The organism is Prauserella salsuginis, assembly GCF_024648885.1.
In the GTDB taxonomy this organism is placed as follows: Bacteria; Actinomycetota; Actinomycetes; order Mycobacteriales; family Pseudonocardiaceae; genus Prauserella; species Prauserella salsuginis.
Genome location: NZ_JANBBF010000008.1, coordinates 130,946 through 147,829 on the forward strand (window position 1 = coordinate 130,946; position 16,884 = coordinate 147,829).

A 16,884-nucleotide genomic window follows, 5' to 3' on the forward strand; every position below is an offset into this window, starting at 1 on the left:
TCAGCGCCGGGTCACCAGCCGGCGCAACTGGCCCAGCCTCCGTCGCAGGCCCCACTGGGCGACGCGCAGCATGGCCTCACCGACGATCGAGCCGTTCATCTTCGACGTGCCGATCTCCCGCTCGGTGAACGTGATCGGCACCTCGACGATGTCGAACCCGGCCTCGGCCGTGCGCAGCGTCAGGTCGATCTGGAAGCAGTAGCCAGCGGAGACGACCTCGCCGAGCGGCAGTGCGGCCAGCACCGGCGCGCGGTAGGCGCGGAACCCGGCTGTCATGTCGTTGACCGGCACGCCGAGCGCTATCCGCGAATAGAGGTTGGCGCCGCGCGAGAGCGCCTCGCGGTGCTTCGGCCAGTTGACCAACGCTCCGCCCGGCACGTAACGCGAACCGATGACCAGGTCGGACTCGTCGAGTGCGGCGAGCAGCCGCGGCAGGTCCTCCGGGGCGTGGGAGCCGTCGGCGTCCATTTCGACGAGTGTGCGGTAGCCGTGGTCGAGTCCCCAGTGGAAACCGGCGATGTAGGCGGCTCCGAGCCCGGACTTCTCCGTGCGGTGCAGCACGTGGACGCGGTCGTCGGAGGCGGCGAACTTGTCGGCGAGCTCGCCGGTGCCGTCCGGGCTGCCGTCGTCGACGACGAGCGCGTGCACCTCGGGCAGCGCGTCGTGGAGACGTTGCAGGAGTGGCGTGAGGTTCTCCCGCTCGTTGTAGGTCGGGACGATCACCAGCACAGGATCGATCTCGCCGGCGTGCGCGCCCTCCGCCATGTCGCTCCCCTGTCTCCCCTGTGTCGGTTGCGGCGTCACCGGCATCCGGTGCGCCGTGGTTCACCGGCCACCGCATCGTGGCCGCGCCGGGCTCTCACCCGGTTCTGCCTCCGTGACGTGTGCCCGGACGGCCGGCGTCAGCCGACACGGCCGGTGGTCTGCACCGCACGGCGCCGCAGGACGAGTCCCGCCAGCACCGCGCAGACACCCGCGCCGAGCATCACGCGTTCGGTCCACGGTCCGAACCGGTCCGCCAGCGTAGTCGTTTCCCGCAGCGGCACGTCGGCGACCAGCGAATCGGCCGTGTACATCTCCGTCTGCTGCGCGACGGTACCGTCCGGCCGGACGACGGCGCTCACGCCACTGGTCGCGGCGACGACGACGGCGCGGCCATGCTCGACCGCGCGCAGCCTGGCCATCGCGAGCTGCTGGTAGGTCATCTCACCGTCGCCGAACCACGCGTTGTTCGTGGGCAGCACGATCATGCGGGCACCGGCGTCGGCCGCGTCGCGCGACGGATAGTCGTAGGCGGCCTCGTAGCAGATCGCGGTACCGACGCGTGTGCCCGCGATGTCGAACACACCGGGCTCGCCGCCCCAGCGCATGTCCCGCGTGTTGCCGACGAACGGGGTGAACCAGGCGGCGATCTGCCGCATCGGCACGTACTCCGAGAACGGCACGAGCTCCTGTTTGGTGTACCGCTCCCCCGGGCCCTCGCCGGGTCGCCAGGCGACGACGGCGTTGTCGGTCTTGCCGTCGTCGGTGCGGTACAACGATCCGACGAGCGTCGGCAAGCCGAGTTCGTCCACCGCGGCGGTGACGTCGGCGTCCCTGCCGCCGACGACGTCAACGGTGGTCTCCGGCCACACGACGAGGTCCGGCCGGGGCACCTCGCCGCGGTCGATCCCGGTGGCGAGCCGGTCACTCTCGGCCAGCGCACCTGCGCGGATGGTCTCGCGCTCGCCCAACAGGCCGATGCCGGCGTTCGGTGCGTTGCCCTGCACGACGGCCACGGTGCGGCTGCCGGCCTCCGCTCCGGTGCCGACAGCGGGCCAGAGCGCCAGGCCGGCCAGCGGCGGCACGAGGGCGCAGGCCGCGGCGGGTGCGAGACCGGTCCACGGCGTGGCGCCGTCGCGGCGGAGGCGCACGATCAGCCATGCGAGGCCGAAACCGGATGTCAGGACTGCGAAGCCGACCAACGGTGCGCCGCCGATTGCCGCGAGCGGGGTGTAGGCGCCCTCGGGCTGGCTGAACCCGACCCTGCCCCACGGGAAGCCGTTGGCGGGCCAGCGGGAGCGGGCGTACTCCTGCAGCAGGAACACGACCGCCAGCCACACCGGCGCCGCGGGCAGCCGGCCTGCCAGCGGCATGATCGCGGCGGCGACCGCGACGTAGAGCGCCATGACCCCCGACAGCGCCAGCCACGGGCCGGGTCCGAACTCCGCGCCGAGGAAGTCCTCGATCCACAGCAGGTGCAGCAGGTTGAACGTGAGGCCGAACACGAGGCCGTAGCCCGCCGCGCCCCACAGCCGCCTGCCGTGCAGTGCGAGCCCGAAACCGGCGAACGCGAAGGGAGCCAGCCACCACAGCGGGCGCGGTGCGAACGCCAGGAACAACACGACCCCGGAGGCTGCGGCGAGCGCGAGCCTGCCCAGCACGGGCCGTAGCCGTTCCCACCGGGTTCCGGTCCCGTTCGGAGCCCCATCGCCCACGCCGGGCGGTGTGTCCCCGGCGACCGGGTGGGCGGCCGAGGTGGCCGTCTGCTGCTTCGGCTCAGTCACGGGAGTGGATGACCTCACCGGCGCGGACGGTGCGCAGGCACCTGGGCAGCGGCGTCTCGGGTTCGAGCGGCGGCAGCCCGGGGACCTGGGCGCGTGGGTCGGTCGACCACCGCTGCACCCGGCTGTCCGGTGCGGCGACGACCAGCTCCACCGGCTCCCAGACCGCGTAGTGGGCGGGCGCGCCCGGCACGAGCGAACCGGTGATGCCGTCGGCCACACCCGCGGCGCGGTGCCCACCGCGGGTGTGGGCGTTGAAGGCGGCGCGGGGCGAGATGCCGGAGCCCGGGGTGCGATGGTGCACGGCGGCCCGCACGCTTTCCCACGGCGCGAGCGGGGTGACAGGCACGTCCGACCCGAACGCGAGCGGCACGCCGGCGGCGGCCAGCGTCGCGAACGGGTTCAGCCCGGCGGCACGGTCGGCGCCCAGCCGGGTCGCGTACATGCCCTCGCGGCCGCCCCAGTTCCCGTCGAACAGCGGCTGCATCGACGCGGCCACGTTGTAGCCGGCGAGCACGTCGGCCTGGTCGGCATCGATCATCTCGACGTGCTCGAGCCGGTGCCCCGCACCCGCGAGTGCTCGCCGGCCGACCTGTTTCTCCGCCAGCCGGAAGCCCTCGACCACCTCGCTGACGCCGGCGTCGCCGATGACGTGGAATCCGGCCTGCAGGCCCGCGTCGGTGCACAGTGCGATGTGGTCGGCGATCTCGTGGGCCTCGAGGTAGCGGTTTCCGGTGGTGTCGGCGTCGGCGTACGGCGCGTGCAGCGCCGCGGTGCGGGAGCCGAGCGAGCCGTCGACGAGCAGGTCGCCCGCCAGGCCGCGGGCGCCGAGCCTGCGGGCCGTGTCGACGGCGTCCTGTCCGCTTGCGCCCCAATAGCCGACGACCTCGGGCAGCCCGGGGTCGTCGGCCAGCTCGAGCAGTCCGCGCAGGTCCTCCTCGCTCGAGATGCCGGGGGCGGCGTTCTCGTGCACCGCAACGATTCCGCGGGCGGCGGCCTCCCGCAGGAAGGTCTCCTGTACCCGATGTCGGTGCTCCGGGGTGAGCGCGCTGCGGGACGCGGTGATCGCGGCGCTGTGCGCCTCCCTGGTCACCGGCCCGTCGTCGGACCAGCCGGACAGCTGCCGGATTCCCGGGGCGAGGTCGACGAGCGCGCTCGACACGAGCGCGGAGTGCACGTCCACGCGGCTCAGATACACGGGCGCGCCGCCCGCCGCCTCGTCGAGCTCGGTCCGGCTCGGCAACCGCGGCTCGGTCCACCGCGTCTCGTCCCAACCGTGCGCGATCAGCACCTCGCCTGGCCTGGCGGCGCTCCGGACCGCGGCGAGCAGCTGGCCCGCGTCGCTCACGCGGGCCAGGTCGATGCCGGCCAGGTGCAGGCCTGCGTTGGTGGCGTGCACGTGCGCGTCGACGAATCCGGGGGTGACGAACGCACCGTCGAGGTCGATCACCTCGGCGTCCGGGTGCAGTGCCCGTCCCGGCCCGTCCTGCCCGACCCACACGACGGTGCCGTCGGTGACGGCCATCGCCGTGGCACCACTGGAGGCCGGCGTGTGGACGTGCCCGCCGAGCAGCAGTGTGGTGCGGGCAGTCGTGCTGTGGGGACCTGCGGATCCAGCGGAAGAACTCGTCACGTCCGGCAGTGTGCCACGACGAAGCTGACGAGAATGTTTGCATCTAATGATCGATATGACAGGATATTTTCAACGTATCCGCGATTTGAGGAGCAGATGTGACTGCGACCCAGGAGCCTGCTACCGGCACACACCCGTCCGCGCCCGCCGCCGACCAGGCAGGGCAGCACGGTGTCGAACAGCCATACGAGTACCGGCGCGCCGAGCTGGTCGAACCGGACTGGCGCCGGTTCCCCGGCTGGCGTGACGTGACCGAGGCCCAATGGCGCGACGCCCAGTGGCAGCGGGTCCACTGCGTCCGCAACCTCAAGCAGCTCCGCTCCGTGCTGGGGGATCTGGTCGAGGACCGGTTCTTCGACGACCTGGCCGCCGACCAGCGGGACATGGCGACCATGTCGATGCTGCTCCCGCCGCAGATGCTCAACACGATGGCGCCGCACGCGGACACCGACCCACGCCGGTTCACCGATGCGCTGTACGCCGATCCGATCCGGCGCTACATGCTGCCGGTGCGCAGTGACCGCGACCCCGAGTGGCCGAGCCATCCGCACTCGGAGCGCGACTCGCTGCACGAGGCGGAGATGTGGGTCGTCGAGGGGCTGACCCACCGCTACCCCACCAAGGTGCTCGCCGAACTGCTGTCGACCTGCCCGCAGTACTGCGGCCACTGCACCCGCATGGACCTCGTCGGCAACTCGACCGAGCAGATCGACAAGCACAAGCTCGAGCTCAAACCGGTCGACCGGCAGGACCAGATCGTCGACTACCTCAACCGCACCCCGGGCGTGCGCGACGTCGTGGTCTCCGGCGGCGACGTGGCGAACGTGCCGTGGCACCAGCTCGAGGCGTTCCTCATGCGGCTGCTGGACATCGAGACGGTGCGCGACATCCGGCTCGCCACCAAGGCGCTCGCGGGCCTGCCGCAGCACTGGCTGCAGCCCAAGGTCGTCGAAGGACTCGAACGCGTCGCGGGCACGGCACGACGGCGCGGGGTCAACCTGGCGATCCACACGCACGTCAACCACGCGCAGTCGGTGACCCCGCTCGTCGCCGAGGCCGCCAGGACGGCCCTCGAAGTGGGTGTGCGGGACGTGCGCAACCAGGGCGTGCTCATGCGCGGGGTGAACGACACGCCCGCATCGCTGCTCGACCTGTGCTTCGCGCTGCAGGGCGAGGCGAACATCCTGCCGTACTACTTCTACATGTGCGACATGATCCCCAACGCCGAGCACTGGCGGCTCTCGGTCGCCGAGGCGCAGCACCTGCAGCACGCGATCATGGGCTATCTGCCCGGGTACGCCACGCCGCGCATCGTGTGCGACGTGCCCTACGTCGGGAAGCGCTGGGTGCACCAGCTCGCCGAGTACGACCGCGAACGCGGTATCTCGTACTGGACGAAGAACTACCGCACCGGCATCGAACTCGACGACCCCGAGGCGCTGGAACGGCGCTATCCGTACTACGACCCGATCTCGACCCTGCCCGAGGCGGGCCGGGCCTGGTGGGCCGAGCACGGCTGAGCCGCTCGCCGGGCCGGGGCGGCCGCGCGACCCGCGTCGCCGCCCCGGCCCGCCGGTCACCCGTCGACGACGGCTTCCAGTTCCCGCAGCCGCGGCAGCGCGCGGTCGGTCAACCGCTCCCTGCGCACGTCGCCGGAGATCGACAGGCTGTCCTTCCACAGCGAACGGCCCGCCATCGCACCGCTCGCGCCGCCGTCGACCGCGACCTTCACCTGGCCGATGAACGTCTCGTGATCCACCCCCGCAGAGAGCACGGCCCACGGCACGCCCGCGGCCGCCTCGGTCACCGCGGCGCATGCCTCGGCCGATCCGGGGTACTGCAGCTTGAGCACCTTGGCACCGCACTCGACGGCCAGCCGGGCCCCATCGGCCACGAGCTTCGGGAACGCGGCGGCGTAGTCCTCTTCGGACTCGCCGTCCAGGCGGTAGGTCAGCAGCTCGACGATCAGCAGCACGCCCTCCTCGGCACAGGAACGCACCAGCTCGCGGATCTGATCGGCCACGGCCGAGTCCGGGCCCTGCCGGTCGGGGCGGGTGTAGAACAGCATCTTCGCCACGTCACCACCGAGGTCCCGCACGGTGCGCGCGGTCACGCCCGGCACGTACCGCGTGTAGCGCAACCCGTCGACCGTCTCGTAGCCCGACGCGTCCATCCCCACGACCAGGCCCGTGTCCCGTGCCAACGTGCCGTCGTCGACGACCTTCGGCAGTGCGACCTCGGCGTCCAGCAGGATCGCGGGCGCCTGATTGGCCAGATGCGCCACGAGGTCGCTCTTCGCCGCGGCCAACTCGTCCGTGCTGATCCCGGACGGCCCTTCGGGTGCATCGTCCATGGCCTTCTTCATGCCGTTGCGCTGGTCGGCGGCGACGATCAGCATCCGCCCTGCCGGGGTGGAGATCGCGGCGAGACCGCGGCGTTCGGACGTGGTCAGGGTGTTCATTCTTTCCTCCTGTGTTCTGGTGCGGTCTCGGGTTGGTGTGCGGTCTCCCGGCACGGGCCTCAGTGGGCCGGGGCGGGCAACAGACCGGCGGCGACACGCGCTGCACCGAACGCGGTTTCCTGTGCCCTGCCGGACACGGCCAACTGCGGCAGCACCTCCGCGCGGGCGCGCTGCACGCTGCGCATGCCCGCCCAACCGCCGGTGAGCGTCGCCGACGTCGCAGGCGGCACTTCCCGGTCGAGCGCGGCGACGAGCGTCCGGATCTCGTCGTTGCTGTGGCGCAGCACGGCGCCGAACACCTCGGCCGGTCCGGCACCGTCGGTCCGTACGGTCACCGCGAGGTCGCCGTCGTCGTTGCGCGCACCCGAGACCTCCAGCCCGCCCGCGGGCAGCTCGCCCTCATAAGGCAGCGCCATCACGGCCTCGTCGAGCCGGTCGCGCCCGGCGCGGTCGGTGATGCCGAACGTCTGCATCGCGCGTCGCAGCAACAAACCGGTCTTCACGCCGGCGACGAGCACGTGCTTGCCGTCCGCGACATGACGCACCTCGTTGATCAACCGTCCGGCGAGCCGGGTGCGAGCCTCGTAGCCGAGCGGTTCGTCGATCACCCGCAGCAGTACCTCCGCCGTGCCCATCGACACGTGGTAGTTGCCGGGTCGGATCGGGCCGTCGGCCTCGGCGGCGACCAGGTGGTCGTGGCCCGCGACGGCGATCCGGGCTCCTGCCACGGTCGCCGGGAAGTCGCCCGACACCGCCCCGAGGTCGGTGCCCGCGGGCTCGATCGGCGCCAGTAGGCCGTCATCCGCGCCCAGCTCGGCGAGCATCGCGGGCCACGGCTCGCCGGTGTCCTGGTCGAGCAGTCCGGTGCGCGAGGCGAGTGACGCCTCCAGCGACGGACGGCCACCCAGCACGGTCGCGGCGAACTCGGGCAGGTTGAGCCACCGGAGCCCGGCCAGCCGCTGTCCACCGTCACGCAGGTACGCCAGCTTCGCCGCCGACGTCTGCGCCCCCAACGGCAAGCCCGTCCGTCCGGCGAACTCGGTGCGGATCTCCGCGGGGAACGCCGCGATCTGCTCGCCGCCGCGCGGGTCGAACCACGCGAATGCCGGCGCGACGGCACGGCCGGTGCGGTCGAGCAGCACGCCGCTCTCCCCCATACCGGACACCGCGACGGCGTCGATCCGCCGTTCCGTGACCGCGGCCAGCCGCTCGACCGCACCGTCGACGAGCCGGTGCAGCGCGGCGTGCAGCCGGTCGGCGGGCAGGTCGGTCGTGCCGTCCGGTCCGTGCCGCCACGGCGTCGGTATCTGCTCGAGCGCCAGCTCCGTTCCGTCCTCGCCGACCACCAGCATCTTGACGGTGGTGCTCCCGAGGTCGATCCCCGCCACGAGGCCGCCGCTCATCGACCCACCCCTTCCCGAAGTCCGCTTATGACTCCGGTGACATGACTGTCCATGACACCGGTGACGTACGCGGCTATCATCAGGAGCATGGCGTCGCATTGTCAAACCGCCCGGCCGCTCGCGGTCGGCGTATCGGGACCGGCCGGGAGCGGGAAGACGACCCTCGGCCGGCATCTCGCCGCCGCGCTCGGAGCGCCGTTGCTGGACCTGGATTCGCTCACGACGCCGCTGCTCGACCGGATGCACGGGCCGGTCTTCGCCGAGCACTGGCTCGCCCCTCCGCACCGCGACACGATCCGCGACGCCCGCTACGCGGCGCTGCGCGCCACCGCCACCGACGTCGTGGCGACCGCGGGCACCGCGGTGCTCGTCGCGCCGTTCACCGCCGAGCTCGCAGGCGGGCGCGCCTGGCGGGAGCTCACCGAGGCGCTCGCTCCCGCCGAGCTGCGGATGGTGCACATGCGCGGAGCTCCCGAGCTGTTCGCGCGCCGACGGGCCGGCCGCGGCGCAGCCCGCGACTCGCACCGGCCCGCCGACTCACCCTCCGCTCCGCCCGCCGTCCCGCACACCGGTGTCGACGCGGAGCTGACGCCGCAGCAGCAGTGTTTCCGGGTGCGACGCGCGCTGGGCCACCGCGTTCCGATCAACCCCGACGCCCCGGTGTTCGACCGGCCTTTCGACGCAGTGCTGTTCGATGTGGACGGTGTACTGGTGGATTCGACCGCGTCGGTACTGCGGTCCTGGGAACGACTCGCCGGCGACCTCGACATCCCGCCGGCCACGGTCGAGCAGAACCACGGCCGCCCGGCCCGTGCTCTCCTCTCCCAGTTCCTGCCCGCAGCGCGCGTGGCCGAGGGGATGCGGCACATCGAACGACTCGAGGTCGACGACGCGCCCACGGTCACCGAGGTGCCGGGAGCCCACGCCCTCCTCGATGCGCTCCCAGCGACGCGGTACGGGCTGGTGACCTCCGGTACGCCCGCGATCGCCCGCGCGCGACTGGCCGCCGCCGGGATCACCCCACCTCCGGTGCTGGTCACGGCCGACGACGTGCACGCCGGCAAGCCCGACCCCGAGCCCTATCGCCTCGCGGCGCAGCGGCTGAGTGTCGCGCCGGAACGATGCCTGGTCGTCGAGGACGCACCGGCCGGGGTCGCCGCCGCCCGCGCAGCCGGATGCGCGGTGATCGGGATGCTCGGCACGGTCGCTCCCGGCGAGCTGGCTACGGCGGACGTGCTCGTGGACGGCCTGGACCGGCTCACAGTCTCTGCCGACGAGTCGGGCGTCGGCCTGACACCGACGCCGGGCGCCAACTCGGGCCCGGGCTGAGACACCGCACCGGCCGCGGCCCGGTCACCGGCGCACGGCGCAGGATTCGCGTTCGATGAGGCGCACCGGCAGCACCGTTCTCCTCCGGTAGCGCCGTTTCGGATTGTCCAGCCGGTCGAACACACGCCGGGCCGCGTGGTCGCCGAGTAGCGCGGGATCCTGGTCGATCACCGTCATCGCAGGCGTGACCATGTCCGCCATCGGGAAGTCGCCGAATCCGACCACCGCGAAGCGGCCGTCCCGGAGTTGGGGCACCAGCGCCATGCTGCTGCGGGCGTTCGACGAGAAGATCGCGGTCGGCGGCTCCGGCAGCGCGGTCAGCCTCGCGACGGCCGTAGCCGCACTCTCCCTGTCGACGACGCCGAAAACCTCGCAGGATTCGTCGCGCTCGATGCCGTGCTCGGCCAGCGCCGCGCGATAGCCGCGCAGCCTGCTCCTGCCGGTCGGCACATCGGAGATGTCGGCCACGAACGCGATCCGCTCGTGGCCGCGTTCCAACAGATGGGTCACGCCCATCCGCGCGCCGCCTTCGTCGTCCTCCAGAAAGGCGTCGGCGGCAACGCCACCGGGAGCGCGGTCCACGAACACGATGGGAAGCCGGTCCGACCACCGCGTCAGGTACGAGTTGTCCGTCGCGACCGGTGCGATCACCAGGCCGCTGAGTGACTGTGACAGCAGCCGCCCGACGAGTGTGCCCTCCTGCTCGGCATCCTCGCCGATCGTGGTGACCATCGTGGACATTCCGTGTTCCACGGCCACGTGGTTCACCGCTTCGGCCACGGCGGCGAAGAACGGGTCGAGCAGGTCGGGCACGACGACACCGACGACGGGAGCCCTGCCGTTGCGGAACGTGGTGGCCACCGCATTCGGGACGTAGCTCAGCTCCCGCATGGCGAGCTCGACCCGTGTCCTGGTCTCCGGTAACACGTGCTCGTCGTTGTTGAACACACGCGACACGGTCTTCGCGCTCACTCCGGCGAGCGCGGCGACATCTCGCATCGTGGTCATGAGATTCGGGCGGACCTTTCGACGAGGGGACGCGCTGGACGCATCGGCTTCGAGCGCAGTGTATCGATTCCGGGCACCGGTGCTCGGAACCTCGGAGCCCGGCGTCGGTGCCGGTCGGGATCCGAGGAGCTGACGGGCGGCAACGCGCCACGCGTCGTCCCACTATGACACCGGTGACGTATCCGAGCTTGACATCGGTGACATGACGCCGTCTACTGTCCCGGTGCGGCCGCCGTCACGCAGCCGTATGCCTCCGGGTGGGAATCCACCCGGCCCTGAGCCGTCGCGGATCATCGCGATGCGGGAACGAGACAACGGGAGTCGACAGATGAACGACAACGCTGTCGTCGGCAGCGCCCGTCCGCGCAAGGGCGCGGGCATGGGCGCCACGGTGATCGCGGCATTCGGTGGCCTACTGTTCGGTTACGACACCGGCATTATCTCCGCGGCACTGCTGTACATCGGGCCGGAGTTCGGCCTCAGCGACCAGGCCAAGGAATTCGTCGTCGCGTCACTTCTCGTCGGCGCGATCATCGGCGTCGCGGCGGGCGGTGCGATCATGGACCGGCTCGGCAGGCGCCGGACATTGCTCGCGGTCGCTGTGCTGTTCCTCGCCGGTGCAATCGCCTCCGGAGTGGCGGCGTCGACGACGATCCTCCTGCTGGCACGCATCGTGCTGGGCCTGGCGATCGGTGCGGCCTCGGTCGCGGTTCCCGCCTACATCGCCGAGATCGCGCCTGCCCATCTGCGCGGCCGGCTGGTGTCGGTGAATCAGTTGATGATCTCGTCCGGAATCCTGATCTCGTACATCACCGGGTACGTGCTGTCCGATGCGCAGGCGTGGCGCTGGATGCTCGCCGTCGCGGCCGTGCCGGCCGTGATCATGCTGGCGGCGTTGCCGATGCTGCCGGAGAGTCCGCGCTGGCTGCTGTCGCAAGGCCGGGAGCAGGAGGCGCGCGCACTGCTGCGGCGCACTCGTTCCGCGGACGCCGTCGACGACGAGGTCGCCGAGATCACCTCTGCGATGCACGCCGAGAACCGTCACACCTTCCGGGACCTGCTCTCGTCCCGGTTCCGGCCCGGCATCATTCTCGGCGTCGGCGTCGCCGCGACGAACCAGCTGGTCGGCGTCAACGCCGTCACCTACTACACCCCGACCCTGCTCACCGGCTCGGGCTTCGGTGACTCCGCGGCGATCCTGTCCTCGGTCGGCCTCGGCATCGCCAACGTCGGCTTCACCCTCGTCGGGCTGCTGCTCGTCGACCGGATCGGCAGACGCCCGCTGGTGCTCGGCGGCACCGCGCTCGTGGTGCTGTCACTGGTCGTGATCGGCGCCGTGTACGCCTTCACCGACCTCAGCGGCGTGTGGGCGGGCGTGCTGCTGACGTTCCTCATGATCTACCAGGCGTCCTTCTCGGCGAGCCTCGGCCTGGCGATGTGGCTGGTCAACAGCGAGGTGTTCCCGACAGAGGTGCGCGGCAAGGCCGGAAGCGCGGGCCTGGCCACGCACTGGATCCTGAACCTCCTGATCTCGGTCACCGTGCTGACGACCATCAACGCGCTGTCGCCCAGTGGGCTGTTCTGGCTCTACGCGGTCCTCGGCGGACTCGGTCTGCTGTTCCTCCACCGGCGGTTGCCCGAGACCCGCGGGCGCACGCTCGAGGAGGTCGACGCCCAGCTCAACGGCGGCCCCGCAGCACGCACCTCGGTCGCGAGCTGACCCGCGAGCGGTGCGCGTGGTCGAGCCCCGCTCGGCCACGCGCACCGGTGGGCCACGGGCTTCACCCGGTGCCGGGCGGTCCGTCGAGCACGGTGGGGACGTATTCGAGCAGCTGGAGTCCGCCCTCGAAGGTGCGCTGCGCGATCAGTTCGAGCGTGACATCGGGGTACCCGTCGAAGATCCGGTCCCGGCCGCTCGCACCCGTGATGACGGGGAACACGACGAGCCGGAACCGGTCCACCACCCCGGCCCGCAACAGCGATCGGCACAGGCTGATGCTGCCGAGCGTGCGCAGGGACCTGCCGTCGCCGTCCTTCCGCTCGCGCACCGTGTCCACAGCCTCGTCGGCGACGAGCTCGGTGTTGTCCCACGACAGCGGAGCCTGCAGCGTCGAGGAGAACACCACTTTCGGAGTCGCGGTCAGCTGCGCCATACCGGGGTCGCCGCGCGCGTCGGCCGCGAACCCGGACATCAGCCGGTACGTCGTCGCACCCATGAGCAGGGTGCAGTCGGCTGTTCCGTCCTCGTCGAGCCAGGCGAGATACTCCGGTGATTCCATGCCCCAGAACCCCGGCCAGCCCTCGGCGGCGCCATAGCCGTCGAGCGAGATAATGAAGTCGACCATCAGATCCGGCATCACGCGCTCATTTCGCTCCCCGGGGACGATCCTGGGAATTCTCCCGTAACCCGAGCCCGAACGCACTACAGTTCCCGCTCATGCGGCGACGACGGCGGCCAGGACTGCTCCGCATGCCCCTGGCGTGGCGGACCGCGCCGAAGGCCGCCCTGTCGAGCCCGCTGGTCGCGCTCGTCACCGCGGCCACCGCCCTGCTCACCTGTTTCCTCGCCACGGCCACCCCGCTGCACACCTCGGCCTCCGCGGGCGCGGCGATCGCGGGCCGTGCCGAGAGCGTGTGCGAGGACCAGTACGGCCCGTTCTTCAACGCCCGCTCGCTCTCGCGGTCCGACGCGCAGCTGGTGTCCGACACCGTCCGCGCCCGCGCCGGCGAGCACGGCTTCGGCCGGCCGATGGTCGGCATGTACACGCCGGTGGGTGCCGCCGAGTTCGACGGCGAGACGTTCGACTACCGACTCGCCTACCGCGACGGGGGCGTGGACGATCTCGAACTGCTCCGCGGCACCAGCGCGTCCGGGCTGTGGCTGGGCACCGAGCTCGCCGACGCCGAGAACATCCCGCTCGGCACCCGTGGAGCCGGCGGCGCGCTGCCGCCCGCGACCGGCGTCTACCGGGACCTGCACCTGCCCGCACCCGGCCCGTGGTGTTCGGTCCGCGACATGACGGTCACCAACCGGCTCGTCGACCACATCGAGACCGGCGCCATCGTCTTCGCCACCGACCAGCGGGCGTTCGACCGAGCCGTCCGCCAGTTCGACCGGTTGGAACGCGCGGTCGTCAGCTTCCGGCTGCCACCACCTGCCACGCTCGCCGAGGCCGAGGACCGCGCCGCCCGTGCCCGCGCCCTGATCGCCGACGTCGAGGCCGACCTGCAGGCGGGCGGTCATGCCGGCCTGGTGCACGGCTCCGTCCCGTTCCAGCGATCCATCGACCTCGCGAACCGCGCGGAGACCAACGTGGGCCTGTCGATCCTGCCGTTGGCGATTCTGGCGGTCCTCGTCGGCTGCGCCGGGGCAGGCACGCTCGCCGTGCAGTGGTACCAGCGCCGGCATGCGCGGATCAGACTTCTCTCCTCCCGCGGGTACGGGCCCGGGGCGCTCGGTCTGCTGGCGCTCGCCGAACTGGGGCTGCCCATGGCGTTCGGCGGTGTGGCAGGCGTCCTGCTGGCCCGCGGATTGCTCCCCGCCTACGGCCCACCCGGCGAAATGGACCCGGCCGAGTTCTGGACGGCGGCGGGATACGGCACCGGAGCACTGGTGCTGTCGCTGGCGCTGCTGGTGTCGGTCGTGGCGGTGCGGGCGCACCGGGAGTTCCAACAGGGCCGTGCCTCGGGCAGACGGGCCCGGCGCCGGCTGGCGGCCTACCTGCCGTGGGAACTCGCCACCGCTGCCGTGGCCTGCGCGGGCTGGCTGCGCCTGGCCGAGTACGGCGGCACGTCCCGGCTCGGCGATCCGCTCCCCCAGGTCGATCCGCTGGCTCTGACCTACCCCGTCGCGGTGGTACTCACGGTCGGGATCGTCGTGGCGCGGCTGACCTTCCTCGCGCTGCGGCTCTCGCACCGGGCCCGGCTGTGGTCGCGGCCCGCGTTGCAGCTCGCGATCCGCCGCCTCGCCGGTGCCCGCGCCGCCGTGGTCGGCGTGCTGGTGATCGCGATGCTCGCCGTCGGCACCCTCGCGGTCGGGACCGGCGTGGCCGAGGGGCAGCGGAGTGCGCTAGAGAACAAGACGGGCATGTACGTCGGAGCCGAGTCCTCCGTGGACGTCGAGCGCACCGTCGGCACCGGGGAGACAGCCCTGCCCGAAGGTGCGCGGGCCGGCACCTCGCTCATCGGCCGGTTCAACTACACGGCGGGCGAGCCCACCGTCGCCGTCGTCGACCCGGACACGTTCCTCGACGCCGCCTGGACCGGCACGTTCGACGACACCCGGATCGGCGAGGTGCTGCAACGCGTTTCCGCGCCGGCCGAAGGGACCGTGCCCGCCATCAGCATCGGTGCGGCAGGCGCGGCACCTCCCACGGTGACCGGCCTGCCGCCGCTGGAGGTCACGGCCCGGCTCGACGCCTTCCCGCTGCTCGGCGGCGAGCCCGGCTACGTCGTCTCCCGGACAGCCCTCACCGACGCCCAGCTGGCGGAGGTTCCGCAGTGGACGGTGCTGTCGTCGGGGCCGCTCCAGGAGCTGACGACAGCCTTCCGGGACGCCGGCCTGGTGCATCCGAACGCCGAGAGCCGCGCCGACGTGCTCGACGCGCTGCCGTTCCACGTCGTCGAGTGGACGTTCTCGTTCGTGACGCTGCTGGGCATCGTCCTCGCCGTGGTGGCCGTGCTGATCCTGGTGGTGGCGGTCGAGACCCGTCGCAGGCAGAACGCACTCGCCGCCACGCTGCTGGTGCGGATGGGGATGCGCCCGGCCGCGCTGTTGCGCAGCCATCTGGCCGAACTCGGTGCGATCGGCGGGCTCGCCACCGTGGCCGGCGTGGCGAGCGGCGTGACCGTGGCCGCGGTCTCCGTGCGCCAGTTCGATCCGGTCCGCTGGCTCGCGCCGGTTCCCCAGCTGCCCGACCTCACCGGTTTGATCGTGACCGTGGTCGGCGTGAGCACCGTCGTGGTGCTGCTGACCGCACTGCTCGCGGTGCGCTCCGCGCGTACCGCCGTCCCCGCGGAGCTGCTACGTGCCTGAATCCCCTACCGGCCGCGCCACCTACCGGCTCCGATCCGTGTGCGTCGACTACGCGACCCCGGCCGGGCCGGTGGCAGGCGCGCGGGACATCACCCTCGACGTGCCGGCCTCCGGCATGACCGTGCTCGCCGGCCCTTCGGGGTCCGGCAAATCGACACTGTTGCGGGTGCTCGGGCTGGTCGAACGTCCCGACCGGGGAACCGTGGAACTGGACGGCACGGACGTCGCCGGGCTCTCACACCGGCGCAGGCGCGCACTGCGCCGCGACCGGATCAGCCTCGTGTTCCAGAACCCGGTGGACAACCTGCTGCCCCAGCTGTCGGTGACCGGCAATCTCCGCGCGGCCGCCGAGTCCGCAGGCCACGACCACACCACCGACGACGACATCCTCGGCGAGCTCGGACTCGACGGCACCGGCGACTGGAGCGTGTCGGCACTGTCGGGCGGGCAGCAACAGCGGCTCGCGTTCGGCTGCGCACTGGCCCGCCGCACCCCGGTGATCCTCGCGGACGAACCGACGTCGCAGTTGGACGACGTGTCGGCCGAGCGCGTGCTGGACGTGCTGCGCCGGCTCGCCGACCACGACCTCACGATCGTGGTCACCTCCCACGACGGCCGCCTCATCGACCTGGCCACCCACCTCGTCCGGCTGCGGGACGGCGCGCTGCACGACGTTCCCCCCGCGGGCGATACGCGGACGCCGAAGGGAGTCGACACCCCATGACGGCCACGGACCTCACGGCGGGCTCCGGGAGCGCAGACGGACTTCGGGCCACCGGCCTGCGCCGCAGCTTCCCGCACCCCGGCGGGGACGTCGACGTGCTCCGCGGCGTCGACGTCACGGTCGGGGCGGGCGAACTGGTGACGATCGCGGGCCGTTCGGGTTCGGGCAAGAGCACACTGCTGGCACTGCTGTCCGGTTTCGACACGGCCGACGCCGGTTCGGTGCTGATCGCGGGCGAACCCGTCACCGCGGACGTGCCGTGGCAGCGGTGCGCCTTGCTGCCGCAGGCGCTCGGCTTGGTGCAGGAGCTCACCGCCGGCGAGAACGTGGCCCTGCCGCTGCGGTTGAGGCACGTTCCGGACTCCGAGGTCATCGCCACGACGACGGAGCTGCTGGCGGCACTGCGCCTCGACGGGCTCTCCGACCGCTACCCGCCCGAGCTGTCGTTCGGACAGCAGCAGCGCGTCGCGCTGGCCAGAGCACTCGCGCCGCACCCGACCGTCCTCGTCGCGGACGAACCAACCGCCCACCTCGACGCGGGCACGGTACCTGCGGTGCTGTCGGTGCTGCGCGCTCATGCCGACGGCGGCGGCGCGGTGCTCGTCGCGACCCACGACGACGCCGTGCACGCCATCGCCGACCGCCGGCTCGATCTCACCGGCGGTGTCATCGCCCGAGTCCCGGACACCCACGGTGGCACCGTCGCCGAGAACGTCCTCCGGTGAGACCACACCCGGCACGGCAGCGG

13 protein-coding genes are annotated in these 16,884 nt (G+C 72.0%); 6 read left to right on the forward strand and 7 right to left on the reverse strand.

The annotated features are described in order from the left end of the window. The 3 genes from LY40_RS02080 to LY40_RS02090 all read right to left on the reverse strand — a co-directional run bounded on the left by LY40_RS02080 (position 1) and on the right by LY40_RS02090 (position 4,176). Positions 1 to 765 (reverse strand): polyprenol monophosphomannose synthase, encoded by a 765-nt coding sequence (locus LY40_RS02080; RefSeq protein WP_183787307.1) that lies wholly within the window; start codon positions 763 to 765, stop codon positions 1 to 3. Positions 766 to 902: 137 nt separating this feature from the next. Next, the gene (gene lnt, locus LY40_RS02085) at positions 903 to 2,477 is read right to left on the reverse strand and encodes an apolipoprotein N-acyltransferase (protein WP_372497698.1); all 1,575 of its coding nucleotides are present in this window, start codon (positions 2,475 to 2,477) and stop codon (positions 903 to 905) included. 61 nt (positions 2,478 to 2,538) lie between these two features. Further along, entirely contained in the window at positions 2,539 to 4,176 is a 1,638-nt protein-coding gene (locus tag LY40_RS02090) for an amidohydrolase (RefSeq protein ID WP_258935767.1), read from the reverse strand. Between the two features lie 98 nt (positions 4,177 to 4,274). Here LY40_RS02090 and LY40_RS02095 point away from each other — a divergent pair, with 98 nt between their 5' ends. Beyond that, on the forward strand, positions 4,275 to 5,696 hold the full coding sequence (locus LY40_RS02095) for a KamA family radical SAM protein (protein WP_258935768.1): 1,422 nt from the start codon (positions 4,275 to 4,277) through the stop codon (positions 5,694 to 5,696). A 56-nt stretch (positions 5,697 to 5,752) separates the two neighbouring features. Here LY40_RS02095 and LY40_RS02100 read toward each other — a convergent pair whose 3' ends face one another. Both LY40_RS02100 and LY40_RS02105 read right to left on the reverse strand, forming a co-directional pair. Next, a complete protein-coding gene (locus LY40_RS02100; RefSeq protein ID WP_258935769.1) occupies positions 5,753 to 6,637 on the reverse strand; it encodes a tagatose-bisphosphate aldolase in 885 nt (294 codons plus the stop codon). 59 nt (positions 6,638 to 6,696) lie between these two features. After that, a complete protein-coding gene (locus LY40_RS02105; protein ID WP_258935770.1) occupies positions 6,697 to 8,040 on the reverse strand; it encodes an FGGY-family carbohydrate kinase in 1,344 nt (447 codons plus the stop codon). Positions 8,041 to 8,127: 87 nt separating this feature from the next. Here LY40_RS02105 and LY40_RS02110 point away from each other — a divergent pair, with 87 nt between their 5' ends. Then, on the forward strand, positions 8,128 to 9,369 hold the full coding sequence (locus LY40_RS02110) for an HAD-IA family hydrolase (RefSeq protein WP_258935771.1): 1,242 nt from the start codon (positions 8,128 to 8,130) through the stop codon (positions 9,367 to 9,369). Between the two features lie 24 nt (positions 9,370 to 9,393). Here the strand turns inward: LY40_RS02110 and LY40_RS02115 are convergent, their stop codons facing one another. Next, complete coding sequence (locus tag LY40_RS02115) at positions 9,394 to 10,377, reverse strand: LacI family DNA-binding transcriptional regulator (RefSeq protein ID WP_258935772.1); 984 nt, start codon at positions 10,375 to 10,377, stop codon at positions 9,394 to 9,396. A 328-nt stretch (positions 10,378 to 10,705) separates the two neighbouring features. Here LY40_RS02115 and LY40_RS02120 point away from each other — a divergent pair, with 328 nt between their 5' ends. After that, positions 10,706 to 12,097 carry a sugar porter family MFS transporter gene (locus LY40_RS02120; RefSeq protein ID WP_183787311.1) on the forward strand — a complete coding sequence of 464 codons (1,392 nt, stop codon included), beginning with the start codon at positions 10,706 to 10,708 and terminating at the stop codon, positions 12,095 to 12,097. 61 nt (positions 12,098 to 12,158) lie between these two features. Here the strand turns inward: LY40_RS02120 and LY40_RS02125 are convergent, their stop codons facing one another. Continuing rightward, the gene (locus LY40_RS02125; RefSeq protein ID WP_183787312.1) at positions 12,159 to 12,734 is read right to left on the reverse strand and encodes a dihydrofolate reductase family protein; all 576 of its coding nucleotides are present in this window, start codon (positions 12,732 to 12,734) and stop codon (positions 12,159 to 12,161) included. Between the two features lie 80 nt (positions 12,735 to 12,814). Between LY40_RS02125 and LY40_RS02130 the strand changes: the two genes are divergently transcribed. Genes LY40_RS02130 through LY40_RS02140 form a run of 3 tightly spaced genes read left to right on the forward strand, consistent with a single transcriptional unit; the run spans position 12,815 to position 16,861 of the window. After that, a complete protein-coding gene (locus LY40_RS02130) occupies positions 12,815 to 15,412 on the forward strand; it encodes an FtsX-like permease family protein (protein ID WP_258935773.1) in 2,598 nt (865 codons plus the stop codon). After that, a complete protein-coding gene (locus tag LY40_RS02135; RefSeq protein WP_258935774.1) occupies positions 15,405 to 16,136 on the forward strand; it encodes an ABC transporter ATP-binding protein in 732 nt (243 codons plus the stop codon). The genes LY40_RS02130 and LY40_RS02135 overlap by 8 nt, the downstream gene beginning before the upstream one ends. Continuing rightward, the gene (locus LY40_RS02140; RefSeq protein WP_258935775.1) at positions 16,133 to 16,861 is read left to right on the forward strand and encodes an ABC transporter ATP-binding protein; all 729 of its coding nucleotides are present in this window, start codon (positions 16,133 to 16,135) and stop codon (positions 16,859 to 16,861) included. The genes LY40_RS02135 and LY40_RS02140 overlap by 4 nt, the downstream gene beginning before the upstream one ends. Positions 16,862 to 16,884 lie beyond the last annotated feature (23 nt).